A 26,854-nucleotide genomic window follows, 5' to 3' on the forward strand; every position below is an offset into this window, starting at 1 on the left:
AAGGGTGCCGACTCAGCTGAAGATCACGGAGCGGAGCTTCAGCCGCTCCGAGGCGTGGCCCCCGTTCGGCCGCAGTGTGAAGCGGTCGCCCGAGCAGTCGGCACCGGTGAAGACCGTGGCGGTGGAGTCGGTGTGGTTCCGCGGGGAGTGCGCGGGTTCGGTCGACGGGTCCGCGACCTCGGGGAGGACCAGGCACTCACCGCTCCGCGGGTTGGCGAGGTAGGAGAGGACCGGGCCGTCGGCCGGGTCGTTGACGGTGTAGAAGAAGTGCCCCTCCGCGGCGGAGGCGGAGGGGGCGGCGGCGAAGAGCACGGCGAGGCCGCAGGCGGTGGCGGTCGCCAGGGTGCGCAGGCGCATGGACGAGGTCCCATCGATCGTCGGTGGCGGCCGGAGTGACTTCCGGCCTCCCCCGCCCTCCCCCGGAACGATCACCCCCACACCGCCCTGACATGCGGAAACGATCAGCCGCCGCTCGTTCGGACGAGCGCGGGCACGTCGGCGAAGGAGTCGAGGACGTGGTCGGGGGTGCCGGAGGCCGCTCGGTGGGTCTCGGGCAGGTACTTGCCGGTCTTCACCAGGGCGCCGGTGATCCCGCAGCGCTGGGCGGCGAGGACGTCGGACTCGATGTCGTCGCCCACCATCAGCGTGTCGGCGGCGTCGGCACCGAGGTGCCCGAGGGCGGCCTCGAAGAAGGCCGGGGAGGGTTTGCCGGTGATCTCCGCCTCGGCGCCGGTGGCCCGTTCGAGCCCGATGACGAAGGCTCCGGTGTCGAGGTCGAGTCCGTCGGCGGTGCGCCAGTACAGATTGCGGTGCATGGCCACGAGCCGCGCACCGTCCCGCACGTGCCGGAACGCCCGGTTGAGGGCCGCGTAGTCGAAGGCGTCACCGGCACCCCCGAGGACGACCACGTCGGGCCGTTCACCCTCTTCCGCGAGGGTCAGGCCGACGAGGTCGTCGCGTACGTCTCCGGTGTTGATCAGCAGACAGCGCGCGCCGGGGTGGTGCTCCCGCAGGTGGGCCGCGGTGGCGGCGGGCGCGGTGAGGATGTCGTCGACGCCGACGGGGAACCCCTCGGCGGCCAGGGTGGCGGCGATGGAGGCGCGGGTGCGCGAGGTCGTGTTGGTGACCAGCGCGAACGGAAGGGCGTCGGCCCGCAGGCGCTCCATGGCCGCCACCGCACCGGGCAGCGGCTTCCAGGAGACGGTGAGGACACCGTCGATGTCGATCAGTACCGCTCGGACACGGGACATGGGGAGGGGCCTCCACACATGCAGTCCCCGGTAGTCCGTCTCCGCACTCGGACGTCTCGGCCGTCACCGAGAGGCCTGGAGTCCGGGAGGATCTGCCGGGGGCCTGGCCAGAGCCAGCGAGTGGGTCACGCGGGGCGGCGAACGTCTTCGCCGTCGAGTGCGGCTCGCTCTGGTTTTCTGGCGTATTAGGGATTTTCCTCCTTATTTCCCCCTCGTCAAGACCCCCAGGCCTCGAACTCGTAGATCCGTGCGGCGGGGTCGGTGGTCTGGGTCGGCCGGGTGATGTCCAGGCGTACGTGGCGTACCGTTCGGCCCACCGGGTGCGTGGTCGTGGCCGCCGCGTTGCCGGTGACGGTCGCGACCGTCGTCCAGGGGTCGGCGGTGGAGGCGCGGACCTGGAGGGTGAAGTCCCGGGTGTTCCAGGCCGCGTTCTCGCCGCCCGCCGCCGCGTGCTTCACCGTGAGGCGGTCGAGCGTGCGGACCGCGCCGAGGTCGACCTCCAGCCACTTCGCGGAGCTGGTCGTGCACCACTTGTCGGTGGTGCCGCCGGAGACGGTGCCGTTGACCGCCTTGGCCGGGGTCTCGGCGGTGTTGCACTGGCCTGAGGCAGTCGCGGGGCGGCCGAGGGCGAGGTTGGACTCGGTGCCGCCGGGGGCCCAGCCGACCGTGGTGGTGGCGGCCGGTGAGCGGCCGTACTCGGTGGAGACGGCCTCGACGTCGAGGGTCGTCGACGTCTCCGTGCCGGCGCGGTCGAGCCGGGGGACGAAGAGGGCGTCGTTGGGGGTGGCGCCGAGGAAGGTACGGGTGGAGTCGGCGTTCCGCCGGTAGACCTCGTAGTGGTGGACGGAGCCCGAGGAGGAGGGCGTCCAGGCCAGGCGCAGCGACTTGGCGCCGGTGCTCACGTCGGTGGTGCCGAGGACGGTGACGCCGGTCGGGGCGGCGGCGGAGTCCACGGCGCCGTCGAAGACCGCGAGCTGACCCACCCTGATGTCGTACGAGGGGACGGAGCCGGCGGCCTGCAGGCCGATCTGGGCGATGGTCCGGCCGGCGAAGGCGGAGAGGTCGAGTGTCTTGCGCTCCCAGCCGGCGGTGGTGGTCGAGCCGAGGTCGAGGGTGGTGAAGGTGGTCGGCGCGTCGGTGAAGGAGACGGCCGCCTTCAGGCGGGTGGGCCCCGCGGCCGGGGTCTTCAGGACCACGGAAAGCTTGGTGTCGGCGGCGACGGGCAGCTTCGTCTGGTAGAGCCGCACGGTGTTCACCGCGTCGAGGGTGCCCGTCAGACGCAGGGAGGAGCCGCCCTCGTAGGCGTCGGCGAAGTCGATGGACGGGGTGAGCTTCGAGCCGGTGGAGGTGACGATCCAGCGGTAGGTGGGCGGCACGTCCTGGAGGGAGAGGTTGTTCCAGCCGGTGGAGGAGACCCGTACGCCGCCGGAGTGGAAGAAGTCGCCCTGGCCCGCGCCGAAGGAGGTGACGAACGGTTTGGCGGTGACGGCCGAGGACTCGGGTACGTAGTGGGCGAGGCCCTTCCAGGCCGAGGTCGTCGTGGTGTTCGACGGGTCGCCGTTGGCGCCGTCCCAGTAACGGGCCTCGCGGGCATGGGAGTCGGCCCGGCCGGAGGACGAGGTGAAGGTCCATTCGGGGCGGTAGATGCCGAGCGAGGTGACGTGCGGTTGTCCTGCGGGGAAGACCGAGGCCCACGGCACGGAGGTGTTGGAGCCGTTCGCCTCGGTGTCGATGCCCGAGTACAGCTCGTACTCGCTGCGGCCGAGACTCCGCGCGAGCGTACGGGAGGAGCTGAGCCCGGAGGCGCTCCAGCCGAAGTCGAGGAACATCGAGTCGGAGGTCCGCTGCGAACCCTCCTGCAGGAAAGAGTCGTTGGCGGAGGTGAGGGAGTCCTGCCAACTCACCGCGCCGGACTCGGTCATGGCGTCGTACCACATGAACTCGACGGGGCCGAGGGAGCGGGCGTACCGCATCTCGTTACGTAGCTCGGTGGCGAGGGCGGCGTCTCCGCCCGCCGTCTCCTGGTTGATGAACCAGCCGTCGAAGCCGTAGTGCTGGGCGACTTGGGCGAGCTTGTCGGCGACGGGGTAGGTGGAGCCGGACTTCTGGACGAAGTCGCGGACCCACTGGATCTGGCCGCCGTAGGCGGTGGGCGGGAAGAAGACGGTGCCGTAGACCTTGACGCCGTTGCGGTGGGCGGCGTCGATGACGGTCGCGTTCGGGGCGAGGATCAGGCCCTCGCTCGCGGAGCCGCCCCAGAAGACCAGCTTGTCGATGTACTGCCAGTGGCCGAAGGCGTAGTAGTGCGGGTTGGTGGAGCCCTGCGAGGGGTTGTTCGAGGTGGGGCCGAAGGAGACCAGGGAGGCGATCTTCCCCTCGCCCGCGCGGGCGTTGGCGTTGGCCTTCAGCGCGGGGTCGGAGACGCGGGGCCGCAGCGGGACGCGGGAGCGGTTGAACCGCGCGTCGGGGTCGGTGGCCGGGTCCCAGTTGAGGATGGTGTTGGGGTGCCAGTACGAGGCGTAGGGCTGGTCGCCGGCGGCGGCCGGCCCTTGGGGCGCGGCGTGCGCCTCGGGCGCAAGGGGCGTGAGGGGTGCGAGGCCGAACAGGGCGGCTATGAGCGCCGCGACCGTCAGCAGGGGGACGTGTCGTCTCATCCGATTCTCCGGTCCAGCGGGAGGGGTGGGGGGTTGCTGGGCGTACGGAAGTGCGGCGGTACGAGCGTGCGGTGCTTCGAGCGGGGAGGCTAAACGGCTTTAGTGGGACGGGTCAAGAGCCGGTGGCGTCAAGAGCCGGTGACGTCAAGGGCCGGTGACGTCAAGAGCCGGTGACGTCAAGGGCCGGTGGCGCGGTGGACTCGCGGACCGTGAGCCGGGGGGTCGGGTTCTTGACGTCCCGCGCGGAGGCCGGGTCGTCGACGACGGCGAGGAGTTCCCGCGCGACCTGCTCGCCGAGGGCGAAGGTGTCGCGGGAGAGCGCGGTGAGGGAGGGGTGGACGATGCGGGCGAGGGCGGAGTCGTCGAAGGAGACGATGGAGAGTTCGCCGGGGACGGCCACGCCCATCTCGGTGGCGACGCCGAGACCGGCCACGGCCATGACGTCGCTGTCGTAGATGATCGCCGTCGGCCGCTGCGAGCGGGCGAGCAGGGCCCGGGTTGCGGCGGCGCCCTCGGCGTCGCTGAAGTCGGTCGGCAGCGAGACCGCCTCGGTGAGGCCGAGGCGCCGGGCGCTGTCCCGTACGGCCCTGATGCGGCGCTGGGTGTGCTGGAAGGCGGGGAGTCCGGCCAGGTGCGCGATGCGGCGGTGGCCGAGGGCGGCGAGGTAGTCGACGATCGACACCATGGCCTCGCGGTCGTCCGCCCAGACACTCGGCAGGCTGCCGTGCCGGCCAGGACCGCCGAGGACGGTGGTGGGCACGCCGAGCTCTTCGAGTACCGGGATCCGCGGGTCGCGGACCTGGAGGTCGACCAGGACGAAGCCGTCGACGCGGTGCTCGGAGGTCCAGCGCCGGTAGACCTCGATCTCGGCCGCCGTGTCCTCGACGACCAGGAGGTTGAGGGCCGTGCCGCGGGTGGAGAGTCCGGCCTGCAGTCCGCTGAGGAGTTGACTGAAGAAGGGTTCGAGGCCGATGGTCCGCGCGGGGCGGGCGAGGACCAGGCCGACGGCTCCCGCCCGGGCTCCGCCGAGGGCGCGCGCCGCGCTGTGCGGGCGCCAGTTCATCTCCTCCGCGACCCGCAGGATGCGGGCGCGGGTGGTGTCGCTCACGCCCGGGCGGCCGTTGAGCGCGAAGGACACGGCGCCCTTGGAGACCCCGGCCCGGCGGGCGATGTCGGCGATCGTCGGTCTGGCCACGCGGTGCCCCTTCGGTCTCGCGCGGTACGGGTCCGCACTGTTCGGTCCGCGCGCACTGTCTTGTACGGCTCTCTTGTCCGGCTCCGTGCGCACCGACTCGACCACTCCGTGCGCAGCGTCTTGACAGCGGAGTGTAGCGGGAGCATAGTCCCCCATCGCTAGACCGGTTTAGTAAAGCTGCCTCGTCCGCCAGAACAGACCGGGAGACCTCTCATATGCGCACAAGCAGCCACTGGATACGGCTGGCCGTGGCCGCCGTCGCCGCGGTGACCCTCGCCGGCTGCGGCCTCGGCGACCCGAGCGGATCGGACGACGCCGGCGGGGGCGGCGGGGGCGAGGTCACGGGCAAGGTCTCGCTCCAGACCTGGGCCCTGAAGCCGAAGTTCACCGCGTACATGGAAGGCGTGATCGACGCCTTCGAGAAGAAGCACCCGGGCGTCGAGGTGGAGTGGCTCGACCAGCCGGGCGACGGCTACTCCGAGAAGGTGCTCAGCCAGGCGGCCGGCGGCACGCTGCCCGATGTCGTCAATCTGCCGCCGGACTTCGCACTGCCGCTGGTAAAGCAGAACATGCTGCTCGACGTGGCGGGCGCCGACCCGAAGCTGACCGCCGACTACGTCGAGGGCGGCACCGCCGCGTACCGCTTCGCCGGTCACGAGGGTACGTACGGCTATCCCTGGTACCTCAACACCGACGTCAACTACTGGAACTCCACGCTGCTCACGCGGTACGGCCTGGACCCGAAGAAGCCGCCGGCCACCCTGGACGAGCTGATCGCGGCGGCCAGGACCGTCAAGGAGAAGTCGAAGGGCTCGGTCCATCTGATGAGCCGCAAGCCGGGGCTCATGGACTTCGCCAACGCCGGCGTGCAGCTGATGTCCGACGACGGGAAGACCTTCACCTTCAACACCCCCGAGGCCGCCGCCCTCCTGGACACCTACCGCGCCGCGTTCAAGGAGGGCCTGCTACCCAAGGACGTACTGACGGAGACGTACGCGGGCAACACCAAGCTCTTCTCCTCCGGCACCGCCGCCTGGACCACGGCGGGCGGCAACTACATCACCTCGCTGGCCACCGACAACCCGACCCTCGCGCCCCAGGTCGTCTCCTCCCCCGCGATGGGCACCCCGCCGCTGTACGTCCAGGGCCTGTCGGTCGCCAAGGCGACCAAGAACCGGGCCACCGCGCTCGCCCTGGCCCGCTGGGTCACCAACGCCGAGAACCAGGCCGCCTTCGCCCACCTCACCAGCATCTTCCCCTCCACCAAGGCCTCCGCATCGGACCCCTTCTTCAGCAAGAGCGACGGGACGAACTCCGGGGACGCCAAGGTCACCGCGTTCGGCTCGCTGGCGAAGGCCACGATGCTGGAGCCGGTCCAGGCCAACGACGCGGTCAAGACGGTGATCAACCAGCAGATCGCCCTCGCCCTGAACGGCCAGGCCGGTTCGAAGGAGGCTCTGGACACCGCGGTCGACCGCGCCAACCAGCTGCTGAAGGACTGACGACGGGACGACCTACCGCCGCACCGACCACCGCACCCACCACCGGACCACGAGCGGCGCCGACTTCCCCCGGCGCCGCTCCCCCACCCGGAAGGCACCCCATGACCCACCGGCGCTGGTTCACCCCGTGGCTGCTCGCGGGGCCGGCCGTCGTCTGGCTCCTCGTCTTCAACGTGTGGCCCGCCGTGAACACGGTGATCCTGTCGTTCACCAACGCCAAGCCGTTGGGGGGCGGCCGCTTCACCGGCCTCGCCAACTACGAACGCGCCCTGAACGACGAGCAGTTGATCGACGCCCTGATCAACAGCATCGTCTATCTGCTGATCTGTCTGCCCCTGCTGACCCTGTTGCCGCTGCTGCTCGCGCTGCTCGTGGAGAAGAAGCTGCCCGGCATCACCTTCTTCCGTACCGCCTTCTACACCCCGGTGGTCGCCTCCGCCGTCGTCGTCGCCCTGATCTGGGGCTGGCTCCTGGACGACCGCGGGCTCCTCAACGGAATGCTCGGCCGGCTCGGCCTCGCGGACCGGCCGGTGGACTTCCTCACCGACCGCTGGCTGCTGCTCTTCAGCGCCATCGCCCTGACCGTGTGGAAGGGCCTCGGGTACTACATGGTCATCTACCTCTCCGCGCTCGGGAACGTCGGCCGGGAGCTGCACGAGGCCGCCGCCGTGGACGGGGCGTCCGCCGTGCGCCGCTTCTGGCACGTCACCCTGCCCGGCGTGCGGACCACGATGATGCTGGTCTCCGTCCTCATCTCGGTCTCCGCGCTGCGCGTCTTCTCCGAGCTGTACGTCCTCTCCCACGGCACCGGCGGACCGGGCGGCCGGGACATGTCGGTGGTCATGCTCATCCAGATGTACAGCCGCGGCTTCAGCGGGCACATCGGCTACGCCTCCGCCCTGAGCCTGCTGCTCTTCGTGATCACCGTCGGCCCGATGCTGCTCCTCGCCCGGCTGAACCGGAAGGCGTCCTGACCATGCACGTACGAGCGTCCCGGGGTTTCGGCACACCCGGCCCGGCCGCGCAGGCGGTCCGCTACGCGCTGCTCGCGCTGGTCCTGCTGCTCACGATCGGGCCCTTCCTGTGGCAGCTGTCCACCTCGCTCAAGGGCCCGGGCGAGGATGTGTACTCCCGTACGCCCGACTTCCTGCCGAGCGATCCGACGTTCTCCAACTACGCGCAGGTCGCCGACACCATCCCGGTGTGGACGTACGCCGTCAACTCGCTGACGGTGGCGGGGATCGCGGTCCTCGGGAACGTCGTCGGGGCCACCCTGGCCGGCTTCGCGCTCTCCCGGCTGCGGTTCCGGGGCGCGCGGCTCGTCCTCGGCCTGTTCCTGGCCACGCTGGTGCTGCCCGGTGAGGTCACGATCGTCTCCCAGTACGTGACGGTACGCAGCATGGGCCTGACGGACACGCTGCTCGGGGTGGCGCTGCCCGGGGCGATCGCGATGCTGAACGTCCTGCTGATGTACACGGCCTTCCAGGCCGTCCCGCCCGAGCTCGACGCCGCCGCCCTGGTCGACGGGGCGAACGTGTGGCAGCGCCTGGTCCATGTGGGGCTGCCGAACGTCCGGGGCATGCTGAGCGTCGTGGTGATCTTCACCTTCATCGGCGCGTGGGACGACTTCCTGTGGCCGCTGATCGTGCTCAACGACCCCGAGCGGTACACCCTCACCGTGGGGCTGCAGTACCTCGACGGCACGTTCACCGCCAATCCCCGGCTGATCGCCGCCGGGACCATGATCGCCTTCCTGCCGATCGTGGCCGTCTTCGCCGCGCTCCAGCGGTTCTTCTTCAAGGGCGTCGAGGAAGGCGCCATCAAGGGATGACCTGTGGAAAGGACCCCATGCCGAGCATGCCCCGTCCGCTCATGCCCGCTCCGCGCGACGCCCCTCGCTTCGGCGTCAACTACACCCCGAGCCAGGGCTGGTTCCACCACTGGCTCGACTTCGACCTCGACCCGGTCCGTGCCGACCTGGACTCGATCGCCGCCCTCGGCCTCGACCACGTCCGGGTCTTCCCGCTGTGGCCCGTCTTCCAGCCGAACCGCGCCCTGATCCGCCCGCGTGCGGTCGAGCAGCTGGTCTCGCTGGTCGACGCGGCGGCCGAACGGGGCCTCGACGTGGGCGTCGACGGCTTGCAGGGGCATCTGTCCAGCTTCGACTTCCGACCCTCGTGGACGCTCACCTGGCACCGGCGGAACCTGTTCACCGACCCCGAGGTCCTCGACGGCCAGGCCGCGTACCTGCGCACCCTCGCCTCGGCCCTCGCGGACCGGCCGAACTTCCTGGGCATGACGCTCGGCAACGAGATCAACCAGTTCTCGGGCGACCCGCACCCCGATCCGGACCGGATCACCCCGGACGAGGCGGAGAGCTGGCTGCGGCGCATGCTCGGGGAGTGCGAGCGGGCGGCGCCAGGACGGCTGCATCTGCACGCGGAGTACGACGCCGCCTGGTACCTGGACGACCATCCCTTCACGCCCGCCCACTCGGCCCGGATCGGCGCGGCGACGGCCGTCCACTCCTGGGTCTTCAACGGCACGGCCCAGCGCCACGGCGCCGACTCGGTGGCGACCGGTCAGCACGCCGCGTATCTGATCGAGCTGTCGAAGGCCTGGGCCGAGGACCCGGCGCGCCCGGTGTGGCTGCAGGAGGTGGGGGCGCCCGCCCCGCACATCGCGCCCGACCGGGCCGCCGCCTTCACCCGTACGACGGTGGCGGCGGCGCTCGACTGCCCGGACCTCTGGGGCATCACCTGGTGGTGCTCCCACGACGTCGACCGTTCGCTCGCCGACTTCCCCGAACTGGAGTACAGCCTCGGCCTGTTGACCAGCTCGCGTGAGGTGAAACCGGCCGGACGCGCACTCGCCGACGCCGTCGCGGAGGTCCGGGCCCGGACCCACCACCGGCCGCGTCCACGGACCACGGCCCTCGTCCTCGACCTGCCGGACGAGGCGCCGAAGCGCTCGACCTGCGCGCCGGGCGGGGCGTTCTTCGAGGCGTTCATGCGGCTGGCCGCGGACGGCGCGCGGCCGACGGTCGTACTGGCGTCACGCGCGGCGGACCGCGATCATCTCACCGCACGCGGGATCACCGAGACGGTCACCGTCGACGACGTCGACAGGCCCTGACGACCACCCTCTCTTACGTGATGGAGCGACTGGCATGCATGACGACCGCACCCTGATCGAGTCCCGTCTCAAGCGCGTCCTGGAGGAGCGCATCCGCCCGGCGATCCATCCGGAGTCGGTGCCCCTGGAGGTCGGGATCTGGACCGCGCCGGACGAACCGGTGCCGGTGGCCGAGGGGATCGCCGCGCCCCGCACCCCGATCGCGGCGGGCGACGCCTGGGGCGCGCCCTGGGGAACGAGCTGGCTCACCGTCTCCGGGGCGGTGCCGGAGGCCTGGGCGGGCCGGACGGTGGAGGCGCTGATCGACCTCGGGTTCGACGCGAACATGCCCGGATTCCAGTGCGAGGGCCTGGTCTACCGGCCCGACGGCTCGCCGGTGAAGGGGCTCAACCCGCGCAACCAGTGGGTCCGGGTCGCGGACCGGGCGGCCGGCGGCGAGGAGGTGCTGCTGCACGTGGAGGCCGCGTCCAATCCGGTGATCCTGGACTACCACCCCTTCCTGCCGACCGAGCTCGGCGAGAAGGAGACGGCGGGCGGCACCCCGCAGTACCGGCTCGCGCGGATGGACCTGGCGGTCTTCGACGAGACCGTCTGGCAGCTGGTGATCGACCTGGAGGTGCTGGGGGAGCTGATGGCGGAGCTGCCGGTGGAGGGCGCCCGCCGCTGGGAGATCCTGCGGGCCGTGGAGAGCGCGCTGGACGCGATCGACCTCCAGGACGTGAACGGGACCGCCGAGGCGGCCCGTTCACGCCTGGTGGAGGTGTTGTCCTCGCCCGCCGAGCCGTCGGCGCACCGGATCAGCGCCGTCGGCCACGCCCACATCGACTCGGCCTGGCTGTGGCCGCTGCGCGAGACGGTCCGCAAGGTGGCGCGGACGACGGCGAACATGACGGCGCTCCTGGAGGACGAGCCGGACTTCGTCTACACGATGTCGCAGGCCCAGCAGTACGCGTGGATCAAGGAGCACCGTCCCGAGGTGTACGCGCGGGTCAAGAAGGCGGTCTCGGAAGGCCGGTTCGTGCCGGCCGGGGGCATGTGGGTGGAGTCGGACACCAACATGCCGTCCTCGGAGGCGATGGCCCGTCAGTTCGTGCACGGCAAGCGGTTCTTCCTGGAGGAGTTCGGCGTCGAGAACGAGGAGGCGTGGCTGCCGGACACCTTCGGCTTCGCGGGCGGTCTGCCTCAGATCATCAAGGCGGCCGGGTCGAAGTGGCTGCTCACGCAGAAGATCTCGTGGAGCCAGGTCAACTCCTTCCCGCACCACACCTTCTGGTGGGAGGGCATCGACGGGACCCGGATCTTCACGCACTTCCCGCCGATCGACACGTACAACTGCTCGATGAAGGGCAAGGAGATCGCGCACGCGGTCCGCAACTTCAAGGACAAGGGGCGGGCCCGGCACTCGATCGCGCCGACCGGCTGGGGCGACGGCGGTGGCGGCACCACCCGTGAGATGGTCGCGAAGGCGGCCCGGCTGCGGGACCTGGAGGGCTCGGCGCGGGTGCGCTGGGAGCGTCCCGCGGAGTTCTTCGCGAAGGCGGAGGCCGAGTATCCGCACGCGCCGGTCTGGGTGGGCGAGTTGTATCTGGAGCTGCACAGGGCGACGCTGACGAGTCAGGCGCGGACCAAGCAGGGCAACCGGGCGAGCGAGAACCTGCTGCGGGAGGCGGAGCTCTGGGCGGCGACGGCCTCGGTTCGGGCCGGAGTGCCGTATCCGTACGAGGAGTTGGACCGGATCTGGAAGACGGTGCTGCTGCACCAGTTCCACGACATCCTGCCCGGCTCCTCGATCGCGTGGGTGCACCGCGAGGCGGAGCGGACGTACGCGGCGGTGGCCGAGGAGCTGAACGGCATCATCGGCCGCGCCCAACGGGTCCTCGCGGGCGATCCGACGGCGGGCGGCGCGATGGTCTTCAACGCGGCCCCGCACGAGCGCGCGGGCGTCCCCGCGGGCGGGGCGAGGCTCGCCGCGACGGCCGGCGACTCCACGGCACAGGCGCGGCCGGACGGCGGATTCGTGCTCGACAACGGGCTGCTGCGGGTGACGGTGGACGGGCGTGGCCTGGTGGTGTCGGTGCTCGACCTCGCCTCGGGCCGGGAGACACTCGCGCCGGGCGCGGCGGCCAACCTGCTGCAGATCCACCCCGACTTCCCGAACATGTGGGACGCCTGGGACGTCGACCAGTTCTACCGGAACACCGTCACGGACCTGACCGAGGCGGACGAGGTGGTGCTCGCCGAGGAGGGCCCGCGGGCCGTGTCCGTACGCGTGACGAGGACGTTCGGCGCCTCGCGGGCGGTCCAGACGCTGAGGCTCGCGGCCGGGGCGAAGCGGCTCGACCTGGACACGGAGGTCGACTGGCACGAGACGGAGAAGTTCCTCAAGACGGCGTTCCCGCTCGACGTCCACACCGACCGGTACGCCTCGGAGACCCAGTTCGGCCATCTCTTCCGGCCCACGCACACCAACACCAGTTGGGAGGCGGCCAAGTTCGAGGCGTGCAACCACCGGTTCGTGCACGTCGAGGAGCCCGGCTGGGGCGTCGCCCTGGTGACGGCGTCGACGTACGGGCACGACGTGACCCGTACCGTACGGCCCGAGGACGGCGGCACCACAACGACCGTACGGATGTCCCTGCTGCGCGCCCCGCGCTTCCCCGACCCGCACACCGACCAGGGCGTGCACCGGTTCCACCACGCCCTGGTGCCGGGCGCCTCGATCGGGGACGCGGTGCGCGAGGGCTATCGGATCAACCTTCCGGAGCGCGTGGTGCCGGGGGACGCGGAGGTCGTGCCGCTGGTCTCCGTGGACGAGGAGGCCGTCGTGGTCAGCGCGGTGAAGCTGGCCGACGACCGCAGCGGCGACGTGGTCGTCCGGCTCTACGAGTCCCGGGGCGGGCGGGCCCGGACCCGCCTGACCACCGACTTCGGCTGGGACGGGGTGACCGTGTGCGACCTCCTGGAGCGTCCGCTCGCCGACGTGCCGCCGGGGGCGGTGCGCGGGGAGGACGGGGGCGCTGAGCTGTCCCTGCGCCCCTTCGAGCTGGTCACGCTGCGCTTCGCGGGGGCCGGCCAGCGCGGGTGAAGGGCGTCGATGCGGAAGTCGTGGCTGTGGCACCGGCCGTCCGCGCCGGACAGGTGCGGATGGTCGGTGGCCAGCTCGGGGTGGCGGTGTTCCAGTTCGTCCGGGTCCTCGCGCGGCCAGAGCCGTAGGGCGGCGAAGGCCGCGCCGAGGGCGAGGAGGCCGAGCGCGCCCGCGGCGACCACGAGGCCGGCGCGCGCGGCCGTCCACCCCGCGAGGGGGTAGGTCAGCAGCCAGCAGCCGTGGGCGAGGGAGAACCGGGCGGCGAAGACGGCGGGCAGGTCCGCGCTGCCCGCCGAACGCCGCAGCAGCCGTCCGCCGGGCGTCAGGACGGCCGAGGAGGCGGCGCCGAGCAGCAGCCAGGCGGTGAGGAGGGCGGGCCAGGCCCAGGGGCCGTGGACGGCCGCCGTGCCCGCGGGCAGGAGGAGCAGGACTCCGGCCGTGACGAAGGCGGCGGGCAGCATCAGGGTGCGGTCGCCGACCCGTTCGAGGACGCGGGGCAGCAGCAGCGCGACGGCCATGGAGCCCGCTCCGTACGCGCCGAGGGCGAGCGTCACGTCGCCGACCGGGCGGCCGAGGACCTCGCGGACCAGGACGACGGTGGTGACGAGGACCATCGCGCCACCGGCGGCGACGACCAGGTCGAGCGCCAGGAGGGCGCGCAGGCGCGGGGTCGCGAGGACGAGCCGGATCCCGAGGGCCGCCTTGGCGTACACCCCGCCCGCCCGCTCGGTGGGGGCGGGGGCGGGCAGGAGGACGGACGCGACGAGGGCGGCGGAGGCGAGGAAGCCGACGGCGGTGCCGGTGAAGAGCAGGCCGGACGGGACGAGGGTGAGCAGGGCGGCCGCGAGCGCCGGGCTGAACAGGTTCTCCAGGTCGTAGGCGAGGCGGGAGAGCGCGAGGGCACGGGTGTAGTCGCGCTCGTCGGGCAGGACGTCGGGGACGGTCGCCTGGAAGGTCGGGGTGAAGGCGGCGGAGGCGGCCTGGAGCAGCAGGATCAGGACGTAGACCTGCCAGACCTCGGTGACGCAGGGCAGGGCGAGGGCGGCCGTGGCACGGGTGAGGTCCATGGCGACGAGGAGCGCACGCCGGGGTATCCGGTCGGCGAGGGCGCCGATCAGGGGCGCGATGGAGACGTAGGCGACCATCTTGATCGCGAGCGCGGTCCCGAGGACGGCGGTGGCGTCGGCGCCCGCGAGGTCGTACGCGAGGAGGCCGAGGGCGACGGTCGCGAGCCCGGTGCCGGCCAGGGCGACGACCTGCGCGGTGAAGAGGCGGCGGTAGGTGCGGTGGCGCAGCACGGACAGCATGGGCCCGCCCTCGTTCGGCTCCGGGGGTCGTGACCACCGTAGCGAACATGTGCATGGTTGCGCACATGTCAGAGCGAGGGACGGTTCGAGCGAGGGACGGTTCAGTCGTGCCAGGGCTCTCCGGTCACCTGGTGGTCGGCGTGGCTGATCGCCTCGACCACGAGGCGCCGCATATGACCGTCGGGCAGCGTGTAGACGACGCGGCGGCCGTCCTTGCGGTGCTGGACGAGCCCGCTGAGCCGCAGCTTCGCCAGGTGCTGGCTCACGGCCGGCCGGGCCGCGCCGCAGGCCTCCGCGAGGGCGCCGACGTCGGACTCGCCGCGCGAGAGCAGCCAGACCAGGTGCAGCCTGGTCGGGTCCGCGAGGAGCGCGAAGACTCCCGCCGCCGCCGCGAGCTCGCGGGCGCCCGGCGTGCGCTGGTGCACGATGCTCGCAGGTGAGGACGGTTCGCGTTCCGACATGGGGCCATCGTAGGCACGGAGACGAAAGCCGCCCCGGCGCGCGGGGCGGCGGGGCGGTCCTCCGTGAGGCTGTCGGGGGCCGTCAGAGCTTGTGCATGCCTTTGAAGGGGCTGAGGACTCGGACCTGGGTGGCTCCGAAGTCGACGAGCAGCGCTCCCGTCGGCTCCTGGCCGATGATCTTCCCGAGGCCGTGACGATCGTGGGAGACGCGGTCACCGACGGCGAACTCCTTGATCACGGGATCGGTGGGAGCCGCGAAGGGGCTGGTGGACAGGTGGCGCCGGGGCGCGGATCGGTTCGTCATCGTCCTGTCAGTATGCCCCCCGTAAGGGCAGGGGCACAGACACGCACGCCCCCGGGATGACCCGGCCGACCGGTCGCGGCGGCCGATCCGGGCGGCCGTTACGCCAACATACCTGTGGGAAGAGGGAGTTGATCGGTACGATCGTCGGCGTCGAGATCCGCGCCGGGGGAAGGGCTCGCACATGCCCGATCAGTGGGACGAGGTCCGGTCCTTGTGGGAGCGCATCCGGGAGTCCGTCGACGACGGCAGTCCGCCGCCCGCGGCGGCCGGAGCGGTCAGCCGGGGCGGCCCCAAGCTGTCAGGGAACCCCGTGTCGATCACCGGTGAGGCGGGGACCGGCAAGACGGTGCTCTGCGACGCGCTGCTGCAGGCGATCCGGTCGGGGGACCGCGACAGCGAACGGAGCCCTGACATCGAGAAGCACAAGGCGGTCCTCCGCTCGTCCGGCCGCCGCACGCAGACGGCCGTGACGGTGATCCCGGGGCAGCTGTCGACGGAACGTGAACAGGCCCTCACCGACACCATGCGGGGCAACGCCTCTCCGCACGGGATCATCCATGTGACCTGCTGGGGACACAACCGGATCTGGAAGCGCAGCGCCGAGCGCGATGTCCGCGAAGAGCTGGAGATCGGCGGGGGCACGGTGGACGAGGAGGCGGTACGGGACTGGCACCTGGCGAAGGAGGCCGCGGACTTCCGCGTCCTCGCCGACGCGATCATCGACGGAGAGCTCGCCAAACGGCTCCGGTGGATGATCGTCGTGGTCTCGAAGGCGGACCTCTTCTGGGACCGGCTCGACGCGGCCCGCGACTACTACATCCCGGGCGCCGCGCCCGCGGACTCGCGGTTCTCGGCCTCCCTGCGCGATCTGCGGAGCGAGACCTCGCTGCGGCTCGGCGTGCTGCCGATGGCCTCACGGGTGATCCGCCACAGGTTCCTGCCGGGGCTCCAGAACCGGAACTCGCTCCTCGACGACTCGCAGATCGGTGGGCTCCGCGGCCACTTCAGCCACGAGCTGCAGCGGTTCATCGCGTCGGAGGGAGGCGGGTCCGATGGGGAAGCGTGACCGTACGGACGCCTTCCTGCACAGCCTGGACCTGGCGGAGAGGCAGCTCGCGATCGTGCACACCCAGCGGGCCACACTGCGGGCGGCCCGCCTGACGCGCGCGGTGTCGGGGCTCGTGGCCGGGCTCGCCCTCGGACTGGCGCTGGCGGGGTCGGGCGGCGGCGACGCGGGGACGCTCGTACCGCTGATCGTCGCGGCGGCGGCCCTCGGGGTCGTCGCCGTCAGCTGGATCGGATTCATCCGTCCGAGCCTCCTGCGGATCGCCGCCGCGGAGAGCGCCATGCTCTACAACGTCAACCGCCTGCGCGAGGTGTTCTCCCACCTCGCCGACCAGGCGCAATGGGACCCCGCGCTGATCAAGTCGGTACGCGGACGGCTGTCCCGATTCCCCATCGAAGGAGGATCGTTCCGATGAAGCGGCTGGCGAGTCTCGCCCTCACCGCGGTGGCGTTACCGGCAACGGTCCTCACCGTCGCGTTGTACGCCCTGGCCACCCGTCGACCCGGCCCGTACCAGCGTCTCTTCGAGACGCAATGGGACGCGATCCTCGCCGGCTTCGCGATCACCGGCGTCGGCCTGATCGGGCTGTCGTACGGGGCGCGGCTGTGCTTCAGCGTGCTGGGCGCCTACCAGCCGGAGAACGTGCGCTTCGGCCTGATCGCGATGGCGATCGGCGCAGTGATCGGGGGTGCCGGCGTCACGCTCCTGTGGGGGTTGCTGACACCCTGAACGGTCCGGCGGGCTCCGTCCGGCCACGATCCGCCGGACGGTCCTCAGGGCCTCTCGTCAGGTTGTCGTCGCCGCCGGGAACTCCGCGCGGGACGGGGGCATGCCCTCCGCCGTGCGGAGGCTGAGGACCATCGTCAGTCCCCCGCCCGGGGTGTCCTCGGCGGAGACCGTGCCGCCCATCGCCTCGACGAAGCCGCGGGCCACCGCGAGGCCGAGGCCCACGCCGGCGCCGCGCGGGGCGTCTCCGTAGCGCTGGAAGGCGCCGAAGATGCGGTCCTTGGCCTCGTCCGGGACGCCGGGGCCCCGGTCCACCACGCGCAGTTCGACGCGGTCGGCGATGGCGCTGGCGGCCACGAGGACCGGCTCGCCTTCCGGGCTGTACGTGACGGCGTTCTCGACGATGTTGGCGACGGCCCGTTCGAGCAGGCCCCGGTCGACGGCGACCATCGGCAGGGTCTCGGGGATGTCGAGCTCCACGCTGCCCTCCACCACCCCGACCAGCGCCATCGGGACGACCTCGTCGACGTCGGTCTCGCGGATGACGGGGGTGACGGTGCCGGTCTCCAGGCGGGAGACGTCGAGCAGGTTGCCGACGAGGTGGTCGAGGCGGTCCGCACCGTCCTCGATGCCCGCCAGGAGCTCCGCCCGGTCCTCCTCGGACCACTCGACGTCGTCGGCGCGCAGCGAGGTGACGGCGGCCTTGATGCCGGCGAGCGGGGTACGCAGGTCGTGGCTGACGGCCGCGAGGAGCGAGGTACGGATCTTGTTGCCCTCGGCCAGCTTGCGGGCCTCCTCGGCCTGACCCACGAGGCGCTGCCGGTCCAGGACGACGGCGGCCTGGGCGGCGAAGGCGCCGAGGACGCGCCGGTCCTCGGCCGGGAGGACCCGGCCGGTCAGGGCGAGCGCCAGGTGGTCGCCGACGGGCATGTCCACGTCCGCGTCCTCGGGCCGGCCGGTCCGCCGGGTGCCGACCCCGGCGACGCAGGACCAGGGGGCGGACTCCTCCCGGCGTTCGAGGAGGGCGACCGAGTCCATGACGAAGGTCTCCCGGACCCGTTCGAGGAGCGACTGCAGGCTGGTCTCCCCACGCAGCACGCTCCCGGCGAGGAAGGACAGCGTCTCGGCCTCGGCCCGCAGGCGGGCGGCCTGGTGGGTGCGGCGGGCCGCCAGGTCCACCACGGAGGCGACGGAGATCGCCACGCCCACGAAGATCACGAGGGCGACCATGTTCTTCGGGTCGGAGATCGTGAGTTCGTGGACCGGCGGGGTGAAGTAGTAGTTCAGGAGCACCGATCCGACCGCCGCGGAGGCGAGGGCCGGCTCGAGTCCGCCGAGCAGGGCGGCGGCGACGGTGAGGGTGAGGAAGAGCAGGACGTCGTTGGCGAGCCCGACGTCCGGGGCGACCCCGAGGAGCAGGGTGAGCAGCGTGGGGCCCACCAGGCCGGTGAACCAGCCCCAGAGGGTCCGGGAGCGGCCGAGCCGGGCGCCGCGGGCCACGGGCAGGCCGCGGCCCTTCGCCGCCTCGTCGTGGGTGACGATGTGGACGTCGAGGTCGGGTCCCGACTCGCGGGCGACCGTGGCGCTGACGCCCGGCCCGAACACGTACTGCCACGAGCGTCTGCGGCTCACGCCGAGGACGATCTGGGTGGCGTTGACCCCCCGGGCGAACTCCAGGAGGCCGGAGGAGACGTCGTCGCCGATGACGTGGTGGAACGTTCCGCCCAGGTCCTCGACGAGCGTGCGCTGGACGGCGAGTTCCTTGGGCGAGGCGGCCGTGAGGCCGTCGCTGCGGGCGATGTAGACGGCGAGCACCTCACCGCCCGCGCCCTTCTCCGCCAGCCGGGCGGCGCGCCGGATGAGCGTACGGCCCTCGGGACCGCCGGTGAGGCCGACGACGATGCGTTCGCGGGAGCCCCAGATCTTCGAGACGCGGTGCTCGGTGCGGTATTCCTGGAGGTACTCGTCGACCCGGTCGGCGGTCCAGAGCAGGGCGAGTTCACGCAGCGCCGTGAGGTTGCCCGGCCGGAAGTAGTTGGACAGGGCGGCATCGACCTTGTCCGGCTTGTAGATGTTGCCGTGGGCCATGCGCCGCCGCAGGGCCTGTGGCGACATGTCGACCAGCTCGATCTGGTCCGCCCGCCGCACGACCTCGTCGGGAACGGTCTCCTTCTGCCGCACGCCCGTGATCGACTCGACGACGTCGCCCAGCGATTCGAGGTGCTGGATGTTGACGGTCGAGACGACGTCGATCCCGGCGGCGAGGAGTTCCTCGATGTCCTGCCAGCGTTTGGAGTTGCGCGAGCCGGGCACGTTGGTGTGCGGCAGTTCGTCGACGAGGGCGACGGCGGGTTTCCTGGCCAGGACGGCGTCGACGTCCGTCTCGGTGAAGGTGGTGTCGCGGTACGCGATCGTCCGGCGCGGGACCTGCTCCAGACCGTGCAGCATCACCTCCGTACGCGGCCGGCCGTGGTGCTCGACGAAGGCGACGACACAGTCCGTGCCGCGCTCGACCCGACGGTGCCCCTCGGAGAGCATCGCGTACGTCTTGCCGACGCCCGGTGCCGCGCCGAGGTAGATCCGTAGCTTGCCGCGTCCCATGGTGGTGTGATGCCGTTTCTTCGATGGAGGACGGACCGGGGTGAGCGGGTCACGCCTCGAAGCGGTGGCCCATGCCGAGTTCGGTGATCAGATGGCGGGGGTGCGAGGGGTCTCGCTCCAACTTGCGCCGCAACTGGGCCATGTAGACCCGGAGATAGTTGGTCTTCCCGCCGTAGCTGGGGCCGGCTTGGTCATGTAGTCGTCCGCGCCCGCGTCGAGCGCGCGGATCTTGTCCTCGGAGCCGCTGCGGGCGGAGAGGACCAGGACCGGCGCCCGGCTCCAGCCGCGGAGGGCTCTGATGACGTCGACGCCGTCCATGTCGGGCAGTCCGAGGTCGATCAGGATCATGTCCGGCTGTTCCGCGGCCACGAGGCGGAGGGCGGTGGCACCGTCGGGTACCGCGTCCACCAGGTACTGACGGGCCTGGAGATTGATCACCAAGGCTCGTGCGAGCTGCGCGTCGTCCTCCACGACAAGCACCTGGGTCATCGGCGTGCTGCCTTCCTCTTGTCGTCCACGCGCGACGGGAGCCGGCGGGTCCGGGATCGTCCCGGAGACCCGCCGACTCCCCCTTCGTTGCTTCGAGGCCATCAGCCCTTGGTCAGTTCCTTGAGCGCGATGTTGAGCTCGAGGACGTTGACGCGGGGTTCGCCGATGAAGCCGAGGATCCGGTCGTCGGTGTGGTCGGCGACGATCTTCTCGACCTGCTCGACGCCCAGGCCGTTCTTCTCCGCCACCCGGTGGACCTGCAACTCCGCGTACTCCGGGGAGATGTGCGGGTCCAGGCCGGAGCCGGAGGAGGTGACGGCGTCGGCCGGCACGTCCTCGGGCTTCACCTTGTGGTCGGCGGTCGAGTTGTCCTTGACGACGGCCGCCTTGGCGTCCTTCACCCAGGTGATCAGGTCCTCGTTGTCACCGGAGCGGTTGGTCGCGCCGGACAGGATGATCGAGTACTGGCTGTTGACGCTGTTGGAGCCCAGACCGCTGGAGGGGCGCGGCTGGAACCACTTCAGGTCCGGGACCGCTGCCTCCTCGGCGTCGTCCGGGTTCTTCTTCGGCAGGTTGTAGGTCTGGCCGATGAGGTGGGAGCCGACGACCTTGCCCTCGCTCTTGATCTCGGAGCCGTTGGCCTTGTCGTTGAACGCCACCTGGGCCAGGCCCGTGACGACCAGCGGGTAGAGCACACCCGTCACGACGGTCAGGACCAGGAGGGCGCGCAGGCCCGCCCAGAGCAAGCGCCCTGCGTTTCCTACGGAGTTGTTCATGATCAGCACGCTTTCCGAATCAACGCAGCCCGGGGATGAGGGAGATGAGAAGGTCGATGATCTTGATGCCGATGAACGGGGCGATCAGGCCACCGAGACCGTAGATACCGAGGTTCCGGCGGAGCATCCTGTCCGCGCTCGTCGGCCGGTACCGCACGCCCTTCAGCGCGAGCGGGACCAGCGCGATGATGATCAGCGCGTTGAAGATGACCGCGGAGAGGATCGCGGACTCCGGCGAGGACAGGCCCATGATGTTGAGCTTGTCCAGCGACGGGTAGGCCACCGTGAACATCGCGGGGATGATGGCGAAGTATTTCGCGACGTCGTTGGCGATGGAGAAAGTGGTCAGCGCGCCTCGGGTGATGAGGAGTTGCTTGCCGATCTCGACGATCTCGATGAGCTTGGTCGGGTTGGAGTCCAGGTCCACCATGTTCCCGGCCTCCTTGGCGGCCGAGGTACCCGTGTTCATCGCCACACCGACGTCCGCCTGCGCCAGCGCCGGAGCGTCGTTCGTACCGTCACCGGTCATCGCGACCAACTTGCCCCCGGCCTGCTCGCGCTTGATCAGCGCCATCTTGTCCTCGGGGGTGGCCTCGGCGAGGAAGTCGTCGACGCCCGCCTCCTCGGCGATGGCCTTCGCGGTCAGCGGGTTGTCACCCGTGATCATGACCGTCTTGATGCCCATGCGGCGCAGTTCGTCGAACCGCTCCCGCATGCCTTCCTTGACGACGTCCTTGAGGTGGATGACGCCGAGGACGCGGGCGCCCTTGTCGTCGTCCACGGCGACCAGCAGCGGCGTGCCGCCGGCCTGGGAGATCGTGTCGTTGAGCTTCCGGGCGTCGTCGGAGACGGAACCGCCCCGCTCCTCGACCCAGGCGAGGACCGAACCGGTCGCGCCCTTGCGGATCTTGCGCCCGTCGACGTCCACACCCGACATCCGGGTCTGGGCGGTGAAGGCGATCCACTCGGCGCCGGACAGCTCGCCCTGGTGACGCTCGCGCAGCCCGTACTTCTCCTTGGCGAGGACCACGATCGAGCGGCCCTCGGGCGTCTCGTCGGCGAGCGACGACAGTTGGGCGGCGTCCGCGACCTCGGCCTCGGTGGTGCCCTTGACCGGGACGAACTCGGAGGCCTGGCGGTTGCCGAGGGTGATGGTGCCGGTCTTGTCCAGGAGCAGAGTGGAGACGTCACCGGCGGCCTCGACCGCGCGGCCCGACATGGCGAGGACGTTGCGCTGCACGAGGCGGTCCATGCCGGCGATGCCGATCGCGGAGAGCAGCGCGCCGATCGTCGTCGGGATCAGACACACGAGGAGGGCCGTGAGGACGATCATCGAGGTCTGCTCGTCGGCGCCCGCGTAGATCGCGAACGGCTTCAGCGTGACGACGGCCAGCAGGAAGACGATCGTGAGGGACGCGAGGAGGATGTTGAGGGCGATCTCGTTCGGGGTCTTCTGCCGCGCGGCACCCTCGACCAGGTTGATCATCCGGTCGATGAAGGTCTCGCCGGGCTTCGTCGTGATCTTGACGACGATCCGGTCGGACAGCACCTTCGTACCGCCGGTGACGGCCGAACGGTCGCCGCCGGACTCGCGGATGACCGGGGCCGACTCGCCGGTGATGGCGGACTCGTCGACGCTCGCGACCCCCTCGACGACGTCACCGTCGCCGGGGATGACGTCGCCGGCCTCGCAGACCACCAGGTCGCCGATCTTCAGCTCGGTGCCGGGGACGCGCTCCTCGTTCCTGCCGATCAGGCGGCGCGCGACCGTGTCGGTCTTGGCCTTGCGGAGCGTGTCGGCCTGCGCCTTGCCCCGGCCCTCGGCCACGGCCTCCGCCAGGTTGGCGAAGATCGTGGTGAGCCAGAGCCAGCCGGCGATCGCCCAGCCGAACCAGTCGCCCGGGTCCTTGATCGCGAGCACGGTGGTGACCACCGAGCCGACCAGGACCACGAACATCACGGGCGACTTGACCATCACGCGCGGGTCGAGTTTCTTGATCGCGTCCGGGAAGGACGTGACCAGCTGCTTCGGGTCGAACAGACCCCCGCCGACCCGTCCGGCCGGCTTGTGTCCTGCGGACAGGTCGCCGTGCGGCGCCTTCGTCGGGGTGAGGGTGGACATGGCGTCCTCGTGCTTCTTCACGTCGATGTTCATGCCGCGAGCCCTTCGGCGAGCGGGCCAAGGGCGAGGGCCGGGAAGTAGGTCAGACCGGTGATGATCATGATCGTGCCGACCAGAAGACCGGTGAACAGCGGCTTCTCGGTCCGCAGCGTGCCCGCGGTCTCAGGAACGGGCTTCTGCTCGGCCAGCGAACCGGCCAGGGCCAGGACGAACACCATCGGCAGGAACCGGCCGAGCAGCATCGCGATGCCGATCGTCGAGTTGAACCACTGGGTGTCGGCGTTCAGACCCGCGAACGCGGAACCGTTGTTGTTGGCGCCGGAGGTGTAGGCGTAGAGGATCTCGGAGAAGCCGTGCGCGCCGCTGTTCGTCATCGAGTTCGCCGGGGTGTCCAGCGCCATCGCCGCGGCGGTGAAGCAGAGCACCAGCGCCGGGGTGACCAGGATGTAGCAGGCCGCGTACTTGATCTCGCGGTTGCCGATCTTCTTGCCCAGGTACTCGGGCGTGCGGCCGACCATCAGACCGGCGATGAACACCGCGATGATCGCCATGATCAGCATGCCGTAGAGGCCGGAACCGACACCGCCGGGAGCGATCTCGCCGAGCTGCATGCCCAGCATCGTGATCCCGCCGCCGAAGCCGGTGTAGGAGGAGTGGAAGGAGTTGACCGCACCCGTGGAGGTGAGGGTCGTGGCCACGGCGAAGATCGACGAACCGCCGATGCCGAACCGGGTCTCCTTGCCCTCCATGGCACCGCCGGCCAGGTCGAACGCCGGACCGCCGTGGTGGAACTCGGTCCACATCATCAGCGCGGTGAAACCGAGCCAGATCGTGGCCATCGTCGCCAGGATCGCGTAACCCTGCTTCAGCGAGCCGACCATCCGGCCGAACGTGCGGGTCAGCGCGAAGGGGATGACGAGGATCAACCAGATCTCGAACAGGTTCGAGAGCGGGTTGGGGTTCTCGAAGGGGTGGGCGCTGTTGGCGTTGAAGTAACCGCCACCGTTCGTGCCCAGCTCCTTGATGACCTCCTGCGAGGCGACCGCGCCGCCGTTCCACTGCTGCGAGCCGCCCATGAACTGGCCGACCTCGTGGATACCGGCGAAGTTCTGGATCGCGCCGCACGCGACCAGGACCAGGGCGCCCACGACCGCGATCGGGAGCAGGATGCGGACGGTGCCGCGGACCAGGTCGGCCCAGAAGTTGCCCAACTCGCCCGTACGGCTGCGGGCGAAGCCGCGCACGAGGGCGACGGCGACGGCGATGCCGACGGCGGCCGAGACGAAGTTCTGCACCGCGAGGCCGCCGGTCTGCACGACGTGGCCCATGGCCTGCTCGCCGTAGTACGACTGCCAGTTCGTGTTCGCCACGAACGAGGCGGCGGTGTTGAACGCCTGGTCGGGGTCGATCGACGCGAAGCCGAGCGAGCCGGGCAGCGAACCCTGCAGCCGCTGCAGCAGGTAGAGGAAGAGGACGCTCACCACGGAGAAGGCGAGGACGCCGCGCAGATAGGCGGGCCAGCGCATCTCCGTGTTCGGGTTGGCCCCGATGCCCTTGTAGATCCACTTCTCGACCCGCAGATGCTTGTCGGAGGAGTAGACCCGGGCCATGTGGTCACCGAGCGGCCGGTAGGCAAGCCCGAGAGCGGCGATCAGCGCGAGGAGCTGGAGGACACCAGCAAGAACAGGGCTCATGTCCGTACTCAGAACCTCTCCGGCTTGACGAGGGCGAGGACGAGATAGACCAGCAGGGCGACGGCCACGATCAGACCGACGATGTTCTCGGCAGTCACAGCTTGGCCACCCCCTTGGCGATGAAGGCCACCAGCGCGAAGACCGCGATCGTGGTGACGACGAAGGCCAGGTCGGCCATCGTGAGCTCCTGAGTGAAGAACGGATTCTCGGACTGGATGAGCAAAGCGCCTTTCGGCCACTCCGCAGCCGCCGTTAACGCCTCCCTGACGACCGGGGGCGCGCTCTTTACGGATCCTCTACGGGCCGGCGCGACCGGGCCCGAGGCAGCGGGCTTCGAGGCCCGTCGGTGCCCCTTGCGTGCTGCCCCGGTCGGCCGTCAGAGGGCCGTCAAATCCTGTGCGCGAGTGCGCACGGAGCGTCGCCGGGCGGCTGGATTCCCGTCTCGGTCGCTCACCGACCCGGGACGTCAGTGGCCTGACCGTCCCCGGCGGCACCGGGCGGAGGGTCCTTGACGGATTTCTGGCGGCGGTCGGTCAGCAGCGGAAGCGGAGGCGGCAGATCACCGCGTCGGTGTCGCGGCGGACGGCGTGGGCGACGACCGCGCCGCGCTGGTTCTGCAGCAGCCGCTGCCAGAGGTGCGCGGGCTCCGCCTCCGGGATGAGGACGGTGACCTGGGTGCCCGGTTCGGTCTCCGCGAGGCCGCGGACGTACGCGGTGATGGGGCGGCCGAGCGAGCGGCGCTCGGAGGAGAGCCTGACGAGGTCGATGCCCGGGTTCCAGAGTGCCCAGTCGCGTTCCAGGGCCTCGGTCGCGGCGCGGTCCTCCGGCTCCGGGTGGCAGACGGTCACGGCGCGGACCTCGTCGCCGAGGGAGACGGCCGCCGTGAGGGCCTCGCTGGTGAGGCGCGCCAGGGAGGAGACGGGGACGAGGACCAACGACCGCTCGCGGTGCGGGGGTTCGGGGATCCGGCCGACGCCGAGGCGCTCGCCGATCGTGCCGTACGCGCGGTGCACGGTTTCGAAGACGAGGACGAGGAGCGGCAGCGCGATCACGATCAGCCAGGCGCCGTCGTGGAACTTGGTCGCCGTGACGACGACGGCGGAGACACCGGTCAGGAGGGCGCCGAGGCCGTTCAGGGCGGCCTTGCCCGCCCAGCGCGGGCCGCGTTCGCGGCGCCAGTGCAGCACCATGCCGGTCTGGGCGATGGTGAAGCCGACGAAGACACCGATCGCGAAGAGCGGGACGAGGGTGTTGGTGTCGCCGCCGGAGAAGAGCAGCAGCGCGGCGGGGACGAGCGAGAGCCAGACGACACCGTGGCGGTGGACCTGGCGGTCCGCCTTGAGACCGAAGACGTGCGGCAGGTAGTTGTCACGGGCGAGCAGCTTCAGCAGGACGGGCAGGCCGCCGAAGGAGGTGTTCGCGGAGAGCGGGAGCAGCACCACGGTGGCGAACTGGATGACGTAGAAACCCCAGTTGTGGCCGAGGGAGGCGTCCGCGAGCTGCGCGAGGACGGTGACGCCCTCGACCGGCTGGAGCCCGAAGCGGGAGATCAGGACGGACAGGCCGATCAGCATCACGCCGAGCAGCGCACCGAGGGCCACCTCCGCGCGCATCGCCCGCTTGGCGGCGGGGGCGCGGAAGGACGGCACCGCGTTGGCTATCGCCTCGACCCCGGTGAGCGCGGAGCAGCCCGAGGCGAAGGCCTTCAGGAGCAGCAGCGCGCCGACGGTGCCGGCGTTGTCGGCGAGGACGGAGGCGTGGCCCGCGGAGGCGGCCGTGGAGACGGGCGCGTCACGGAAGAGGCCGACGGTGATGAGGACGAGGATCGCGCCGATGAAGACGGCGGTCGGCACGATGAAGGCACGCGCCGAGTCCACGATGCCGCGCAGGTTCACGGCGGTGATGAGGACGAGGACGGCGAGGCAGATCCAGAGGCGCTCACCGTAGAGCGCGGGGAAGGCCGAGGTGAGGGCCGCGACACCGGCGGTGACGGCCACGGCGACGTTGAGGACGTAGTCCAGGACGAGGGAGCCCGCCGCGACGAGGCTGGTCCGCCGGCCCAGGTGGGCCTTGGCCACCGCGTAGGCTCCGCCGCCGTCCGGGAAGGCCTTGATGACCTGCCGGTACGAGGCGACCAGGACGGCCAGCAGGCCGGCGATGGCGAGCGTGACCGGGAGGGTGAAGCCGAGGCCGTGCGCGCCGGCCGCGGCGAGGACGAGGACGATCGCCTCGGGTCCGTAGGCCACCGAGGCCATCGCGTCGAGCGACAGCGCGGCGAGCCCGGTGACGGCGGTCAGCCGGTGGCGCGCACCGGTATCGGGGGGCTCCTCGGCGCTGGGGCGGCACCGGTCTCGGTGGTCAGGACGGCCATCTTGCTGATCCCTTTCGTGGCGGGTCCGCTCAGGTTCGGCCCCCGCGGAGCCGCTTTCCCGCGGCCCTTGCGCGCTCTTGACGCGCCCCCGCCCCCTCCTTACGCATCCCTGACAA

At 71.0% G+C, this 26,854-nt stretch carries 21 protein-coding genes and 2 pseudogenes; 8 read left to right on the top strand and 15 right to left on the bottom strand.

What is annotated here, in order from left to right; translation table 11 throughout:
- Nucleotides 1-12 precede the first annotated feature (12 nt).
- The 4 genes from ACGFYP_RS06670 to ACGFYP_RS06685 form a co-directional block, all read right to left on the bottom strand.
- The gene (locus tag ACGFYP_RS06670; RefSeq protein WP_393487146.1) at nucleotides 13-357 is read right to left on the bottom strand and encodes a hypothetical protein; all 345 of its coding nucleotides are present in this window, start codon (nucleotides 355-357) and stop codon (nucleotides 13-15) included.
- 104 nt (nucleotides 358-461) lie between these two features.
- Complete coding sequence (locus tag ACGFYP_RS06675) at nucleotides 462-1,250, bottom strand: TIGR01458 family HAD-type hydrolase (RefSeq protein ID WP_393487149.1); 789 nt, start codon at nucleotides 1,248-1,250, stop codon at nucleotides 462-464.
- 215 nt (nucleotides 1,251-1,465) lie between these two features.
- Nucleotides 1,466-3,904 (bottom strand): discoidin domain-containing protein, encoded by a 2,439-nt coding sequence (locus tag ACGFYP_RS06680; RefSeq protein WP_393487153.1) that lies wholly within the window; start codon nucleotides 3,902-3,904, stop codon nucleotides 1,466-1,468.
- 160 nt (nucleotides 3,905-4,064) lie between these two features.
- Nucleotides 4,065-5,099 carry a LacI family DNA-binding transcriptional regulator gene (locus ACGFYP_RS06685; protein WP_393487156.1) on the bottom strand — a complete coding sequence of 345 codons (1,035 nt, stop codon included), beginning with the start codon at nucleotides 5,097-5,099 and terminating at the stop codon, nucleotides 4,065-4,067.
- A gap of 215 nt (nucleotides 5,100-5,314) precedes the next feature.
- Here ACGFYP_RS06685 and ACGFYP_RS06690 point away from each other — a divergent pair, with 215 nt between their 5' ends.
- The 5 genes from ACGFYP_RS06690 to ACGFYP_RS06710 all read left to right on the top strand — a co-directional run bounded on the left by ACGFYP_RS06690 (nucleotide 5,315) and on the right by ACGFYP_RS06710 (nucleotide 12,821).
- On the top strand, nucleotides 5,315-6,601 hold the full coding sequence (locus ACGFYP_RS06690; RefSeq protein WP_393487160.1) for an ABC transporter substrate-binding protein: 1,287 nt from the start codon (nucleotides 5,315-5,317) through the stop codon (nucleotides 6,599-6,601).
- A 101-nt stretch (nucleotides 6,602-6,702) separates the two neighbouring features.
- Nucleotides 6,703-7,575, top strand: a complete 873-nt coding sequence (locus ACGFYP_RS06695; protein ID WP_361961513.1) for a sugar ABC transporter permease — start codon at nucleotides 6,703-6,705, stop codon at nucleotides 7,573-7,575.
- 2 nt (nucleotides 7,576-7,577) lie between these two features.
- The gene (locus tag ACGFYP_RS06700; RefSeq protein ID WP_393487165.1) at nucleotides 7,578-8,432 is read left to right on the top strand and encodes a carbohydrate ABC transporter permease; all 855 of its coding nucleotides are present in this window, start codon (nucleotides 7,578-7,580) and stop codon (nucleotides 8,430-8,432) included.
- A gap of 26 nt (nucleotides 8,433-8,458) precedes the next feature.
- Entirely contained in the window at nucleotides 8,459-9,736 is a 1,278-nt protein-coding gene (locus ACGFYP_RS06705) for a glycosyl hydrolase (RefSeq protein ID WP_393487168.1), read from the top strand.
- A 34-nt stretch (nucleotides 9,737-9,770) separates the two neighbouring features.
- Entirely contained in the window at nucleotides 9,771-12,821 is a 3,051-nt protein-coding gene (locus ACGFYP_RS06710; RefSeq protein ID WP_393487170.1) for an alpha-mannosidase, read from the top strand.
- A 98-nt stretch (nucleotides 12,822-12,919) separates the two neighbouring features.
- Here the strand turns inward: ACGFYP_RS06710 and ACGFYP_RS06715 are convergent.
- From ACGFYP_RS06715 to ACGFYP_RS06725, 3 genes and pseudogenes are all read right to left on the bottom strand, one after another.
- Nucleotides 12,920-14,128, bottom strand: a pseudogene (locus ACGFYP_RS06715) (MFS transporter); the annotation flags it as partial.
- Between the two features lie 101 nt (nucleotides 14,129-14,229).
- Nucleotides 14,230-14,589, bottom strand: coding sequence for an ArsR/SmtB family transcription factor (locus ACGFYP_RS06720; protein ID WP_393487173.1), 360 nt, complete (start codon nucleotides 14,587-14,589; stop codon nucleotides 14,230-14,232).
- An 82-nt stretch (nucleotides 14,590-14,671) separates the two neighbouring features.
- Complete coding sequence (locus ACGFYP_RS06725) at nucleotides 14,672-14,893, bottom strand: hypothetical protein (protein WP_361961504.1); 222 nt, start codon at nucleotides 14,891-14,893, stop codon at nucleotides 14,672-14,674.
- A 181-nt stretch (nucleotides 14,894-15,074) separates the two neighbouring features.
- Between ACGFYP_RS06725 and ACGFYP_RS06730 the strand changes: the two genes are divergently transcribed.
- Genes ACGFYP_RS06730 through ACGFYP_RS06740 form a run of 3 tightly spaced genes read left to right on the top strand, consistent with a single transcriptional unit; the run spans nucleotide 15,075 to nucleotide 16,688 of the window.
- A complete protein-coding gene (locus ACGFYP_RS06730) occupies nucleotides 15,075-15,959 on the top strand; it encodes a hypothetical protein (RefSeq protein ID WP_393487176.1) in 885 nt (294 codons plus the stop codon).
- The gene (locus ACGFYP_RS06735) at nucleotides 15,946-16,374 is read left to right on the top strand and encodes a hypothetical protein (protein ID WP_393487179.1); all 429 of its coding nucleotides are present in this window, start codon (nucleotides 15,946-15,948) and stop codon (nucleotides 16,372-16,374) included. Before ACGFYP_RS06730 ends, ACGFYP_RS06735 begins: the two co-directional genes overlap by 14 nt.
- On the top strand, nucleotides 16,371-16,688 hold the full coding sequence (locus ACGFYP_RS06740; RefSeq protein WP_393487181.1) for a hypothetical protein: 318 nt from the start codon (nucleotides 16,371-16,373) through the stop codon (nucleotides 16,686-16,688). The genes ACGFYP_RS06735 and ACGFYP_RS06740 overlap by 4 nt, the downstream gene beginning before the upstream one ends.
- 57 nt (nucleotides 16,689-16,745) lie before the next feature.
- On the opposite strand, the gene ACGFYP_RS06745 is transcribed toward ACGFYP_RS06740, so the two are convergent.
- From ACGFYP_RS06745 to ACGFYP_RS06780, 8 genes and pseudogenes are all read right to left on the bottom strand, one after another.
- Entirely contained in the window at nucleotides 16,746-19,286 is a 2,541-nt protein-coding gene (locus tag ACGFYP_RS06745) for an ATP-binding protein (protein ID WP_393487185.1), read from the bottom strand.
- A 49-nt stretch (nucleotides 19,287-19,335) separates the two neighbouring features.
- Nucleotides 19,336-19,775, bottom strand: a pseudogene (locus ACGFYP_RS06750) (DNA-binding response regulator).
- Nucleotides 19,776-19,876: 101 nt separating this feature from the next.
- Nucleotides 19,877-20,551: a potassium-transporting ATPase subunit C gene (locus ACGFYP_RS06755; RefSeq protein ID WP_393487187.1), complete on the bottom strand. Its 675-nt coding sequence runs from the start codon at nucleotides 20,549-20,551 to the stop codon at nucleotides 19,877-19,879.
- 19 nt (nucleotides 20,552-20,570) lie between these two features.
- Nucleotides 20,571-22,706, bottom strand: coding sequence for a potassium-transporting ATPase subunit KdpB (kdpB, locus tag ACGFYP_RS06760; protein WP_393487189.1), 2,136 nt, complete (start codon nucleotides 22,704-22,706; stop codon nucleotides 20,571-20,573).
- Entirely contained in the window at nucleotides 22,703-24,367 is a 1,665-nt protein-coding gene (gene kdpA, locus ACGFYP_RS06765) for a potassium-transporting ATPase subunit KdpA (RefSeq protein WP_393487191.1), read from the bottom strand. The genes kdpB and kdpA overlap by 4 nt, the downstream gene beginning before the upstream one ends.
- 8 nt (nucleotides 24,368-24,375) lie before the next feature.
- The gene (kdpF, locus tag ACGFYP_RS06770) at nucleotides 24,376-24,465 is read right to left on the bottom strand and encodes a K(+)-transporting ATPase subunit F (RefSeq protein WP_329853613.1); all 90 of its coding nucleotides are present in this window, start codon (nucleotides 24,463-24,465) and stop codon (nucleotides 24,376-24,378) included.
- The gene (locus ACGFYP_RS06775; RefSeq protein ID WP_361961487.1) at nucleotides 24,462-24,590 is read right to left on the bottom strand and encodes a hypothetical protein; all 129 of its coding nucleotides are present in this window, start codon (nucleotides 24,588-24,590) and stop codon (nucleotides 24,462-24,464) included. Before ACGFYP_RS06775 ends, kdpF begins: the two co-directional genes overlap by 4 nt.
- A gap of 310 nt (nucleotides 24,591-24,900) precedes the next feature.
- Nucleotides 24,901-26,664, bottom strand: a complete 1,764-nt coding sequence (locus ACGFYP_RS06780; protein WP_393487524.1) for an APC family permease — start codon at nucleotides 26,662-26,664, stop codon at nucleotides 24,901-24,903.
- Between the last annotated feature and the right edge of the window lie 190 nt (nucleotides 26,665-26,854).

This window comes from Streptomyces sp. NPDC048370 (assembly GCF_043200825.1).
In the GTDB taxonomy this organism is placed as follows: Bacteria; Actinomycetota; Actinomycetes; order Streptomycetales; family Streptomycetaceae; genus Streptomyces.

Bases quoted from the DNA above. Each gene is read 5' to 3' on its own strand.
- ACGFYP_RS06670 (WP_393487146.1), bottom strand. From the start codon at position 357: ATGCGCCTGCGCACCCTGGCGACCGCCACCGCCTGCGGCCTCGCCGTG.
- ACGFYP_RS06675 (WP_393487149.1), bottom strand. From the start codon at position 1,250: ATGTCCCGTGTCCGAGCGGTACTGATCGACATCGACGGTGTCCTCACC.
- ACGFYP_RS06680 (WP_393487153.1), bottom strand. From the start codon at position 3,904: ATGAGACGACACGTCCCCCTGCTGACGGTCGCGGCGCTCATAGCCGCC.
- ACGFYP_RS06690 (WP_393487160.1), top strand. From the start codon at position 5,315: ATGCGCACAAGCAGCCACTGGATACGGCTGGCCGTGGCCGCCGTCGCC.
- ACGFYP_RS06695 (WP_361961513.1), top strand. From the start codon at position 6,703: ATGACCCACCGGCGCTGGTTCACCCCGTGGCTGCTCGCGGGGCCGGCC.
- ACGFYP_RS06700 (WP_393487165.1), top strand. From the start codon at position 7,578: ATGCACGTACGAGCGTCCCGGGGTTTCGGCACACCCGGCCCGGCCGCG.
- ACGFYP_RS06705 (WP_393487168.1), top strand. From the start codon at position 8,459: ATGCCCCGTCCGCTCATGCCCGCTCCGCGCGACGCCCCTCGCTTCGGC.
- ACGFYP_RS06710 (WP_393487170.1), top strand. From the start codon at position 9,771: ATGCATGACGACCGCACCCTGATCGAGTCCCGTCTCAAGCGCGTCCTG.
- ACGFYP_RS06720 (WP_393487173.1), bottom strand. From the start codon at position 14,589: ATGTCGGAACGCGAACCGTCCTCACCTGCGAGCATCGTGCACCAGCGC.
- ACGFYP_RS06725 (WP_361961504.1), bottom strand. From the start codon at position 14,893: ATGACGAACCGATCCGCGCCCCGGCGCCACCTGTCCACCAGCCCCTTC.
- ACGFYP_RS06730 (WP_393487176.1), top strand. From the start codon at position 15,075: ATGCCCGATCAGTGGGACGAGGTCCGGTCCTTGTGGGAGCGCATCCGG.
- ACGFYP_RS06735 (WP_393487179.1), top strand. From the start codon at position 15,946: ATGGGGAAGCGTGACCGTACGGACGCCTTCCTGCACAGCCTGGACCTG.
- ACGFYP_RS06740 (WP_393487181.1), top strand. From the start codon at position 16,371: ATGAAGCGGCTGGCGAGTCTCGCCCTCACCGCGGTGGCGTTACCGGCA.
- ACGFYP_RS06745 (WP_393487185.1), bottom strand. From the start codon at position 19,286: ATGGGACGCGGCAAGCTACGGATCTACCTCGGCGCGGCACCGGGCGTC.
- ACGFYP_RS06755 (WP_393487187.1), bottom strand. From the start codon at position 20,551: ATGAACAACTCCGTAGGAAACGCAGGGCGCTTGCTCTGGGCGGGCCTG.
- kdpB (WP_393487189.1), bottom strand. From the start codon at position 22,706: ATGAACATCGACGTGAAGAAGCACGAGGACGCCATGTCCACCCTCACC.
- kdpA (WP_393487191.1), bottom strand. From the start codon at position 24,367: ATGAGCCCTGTTCTTGCTGGTGTCCTCCAGCTCCTCGCGCTGATCGCC.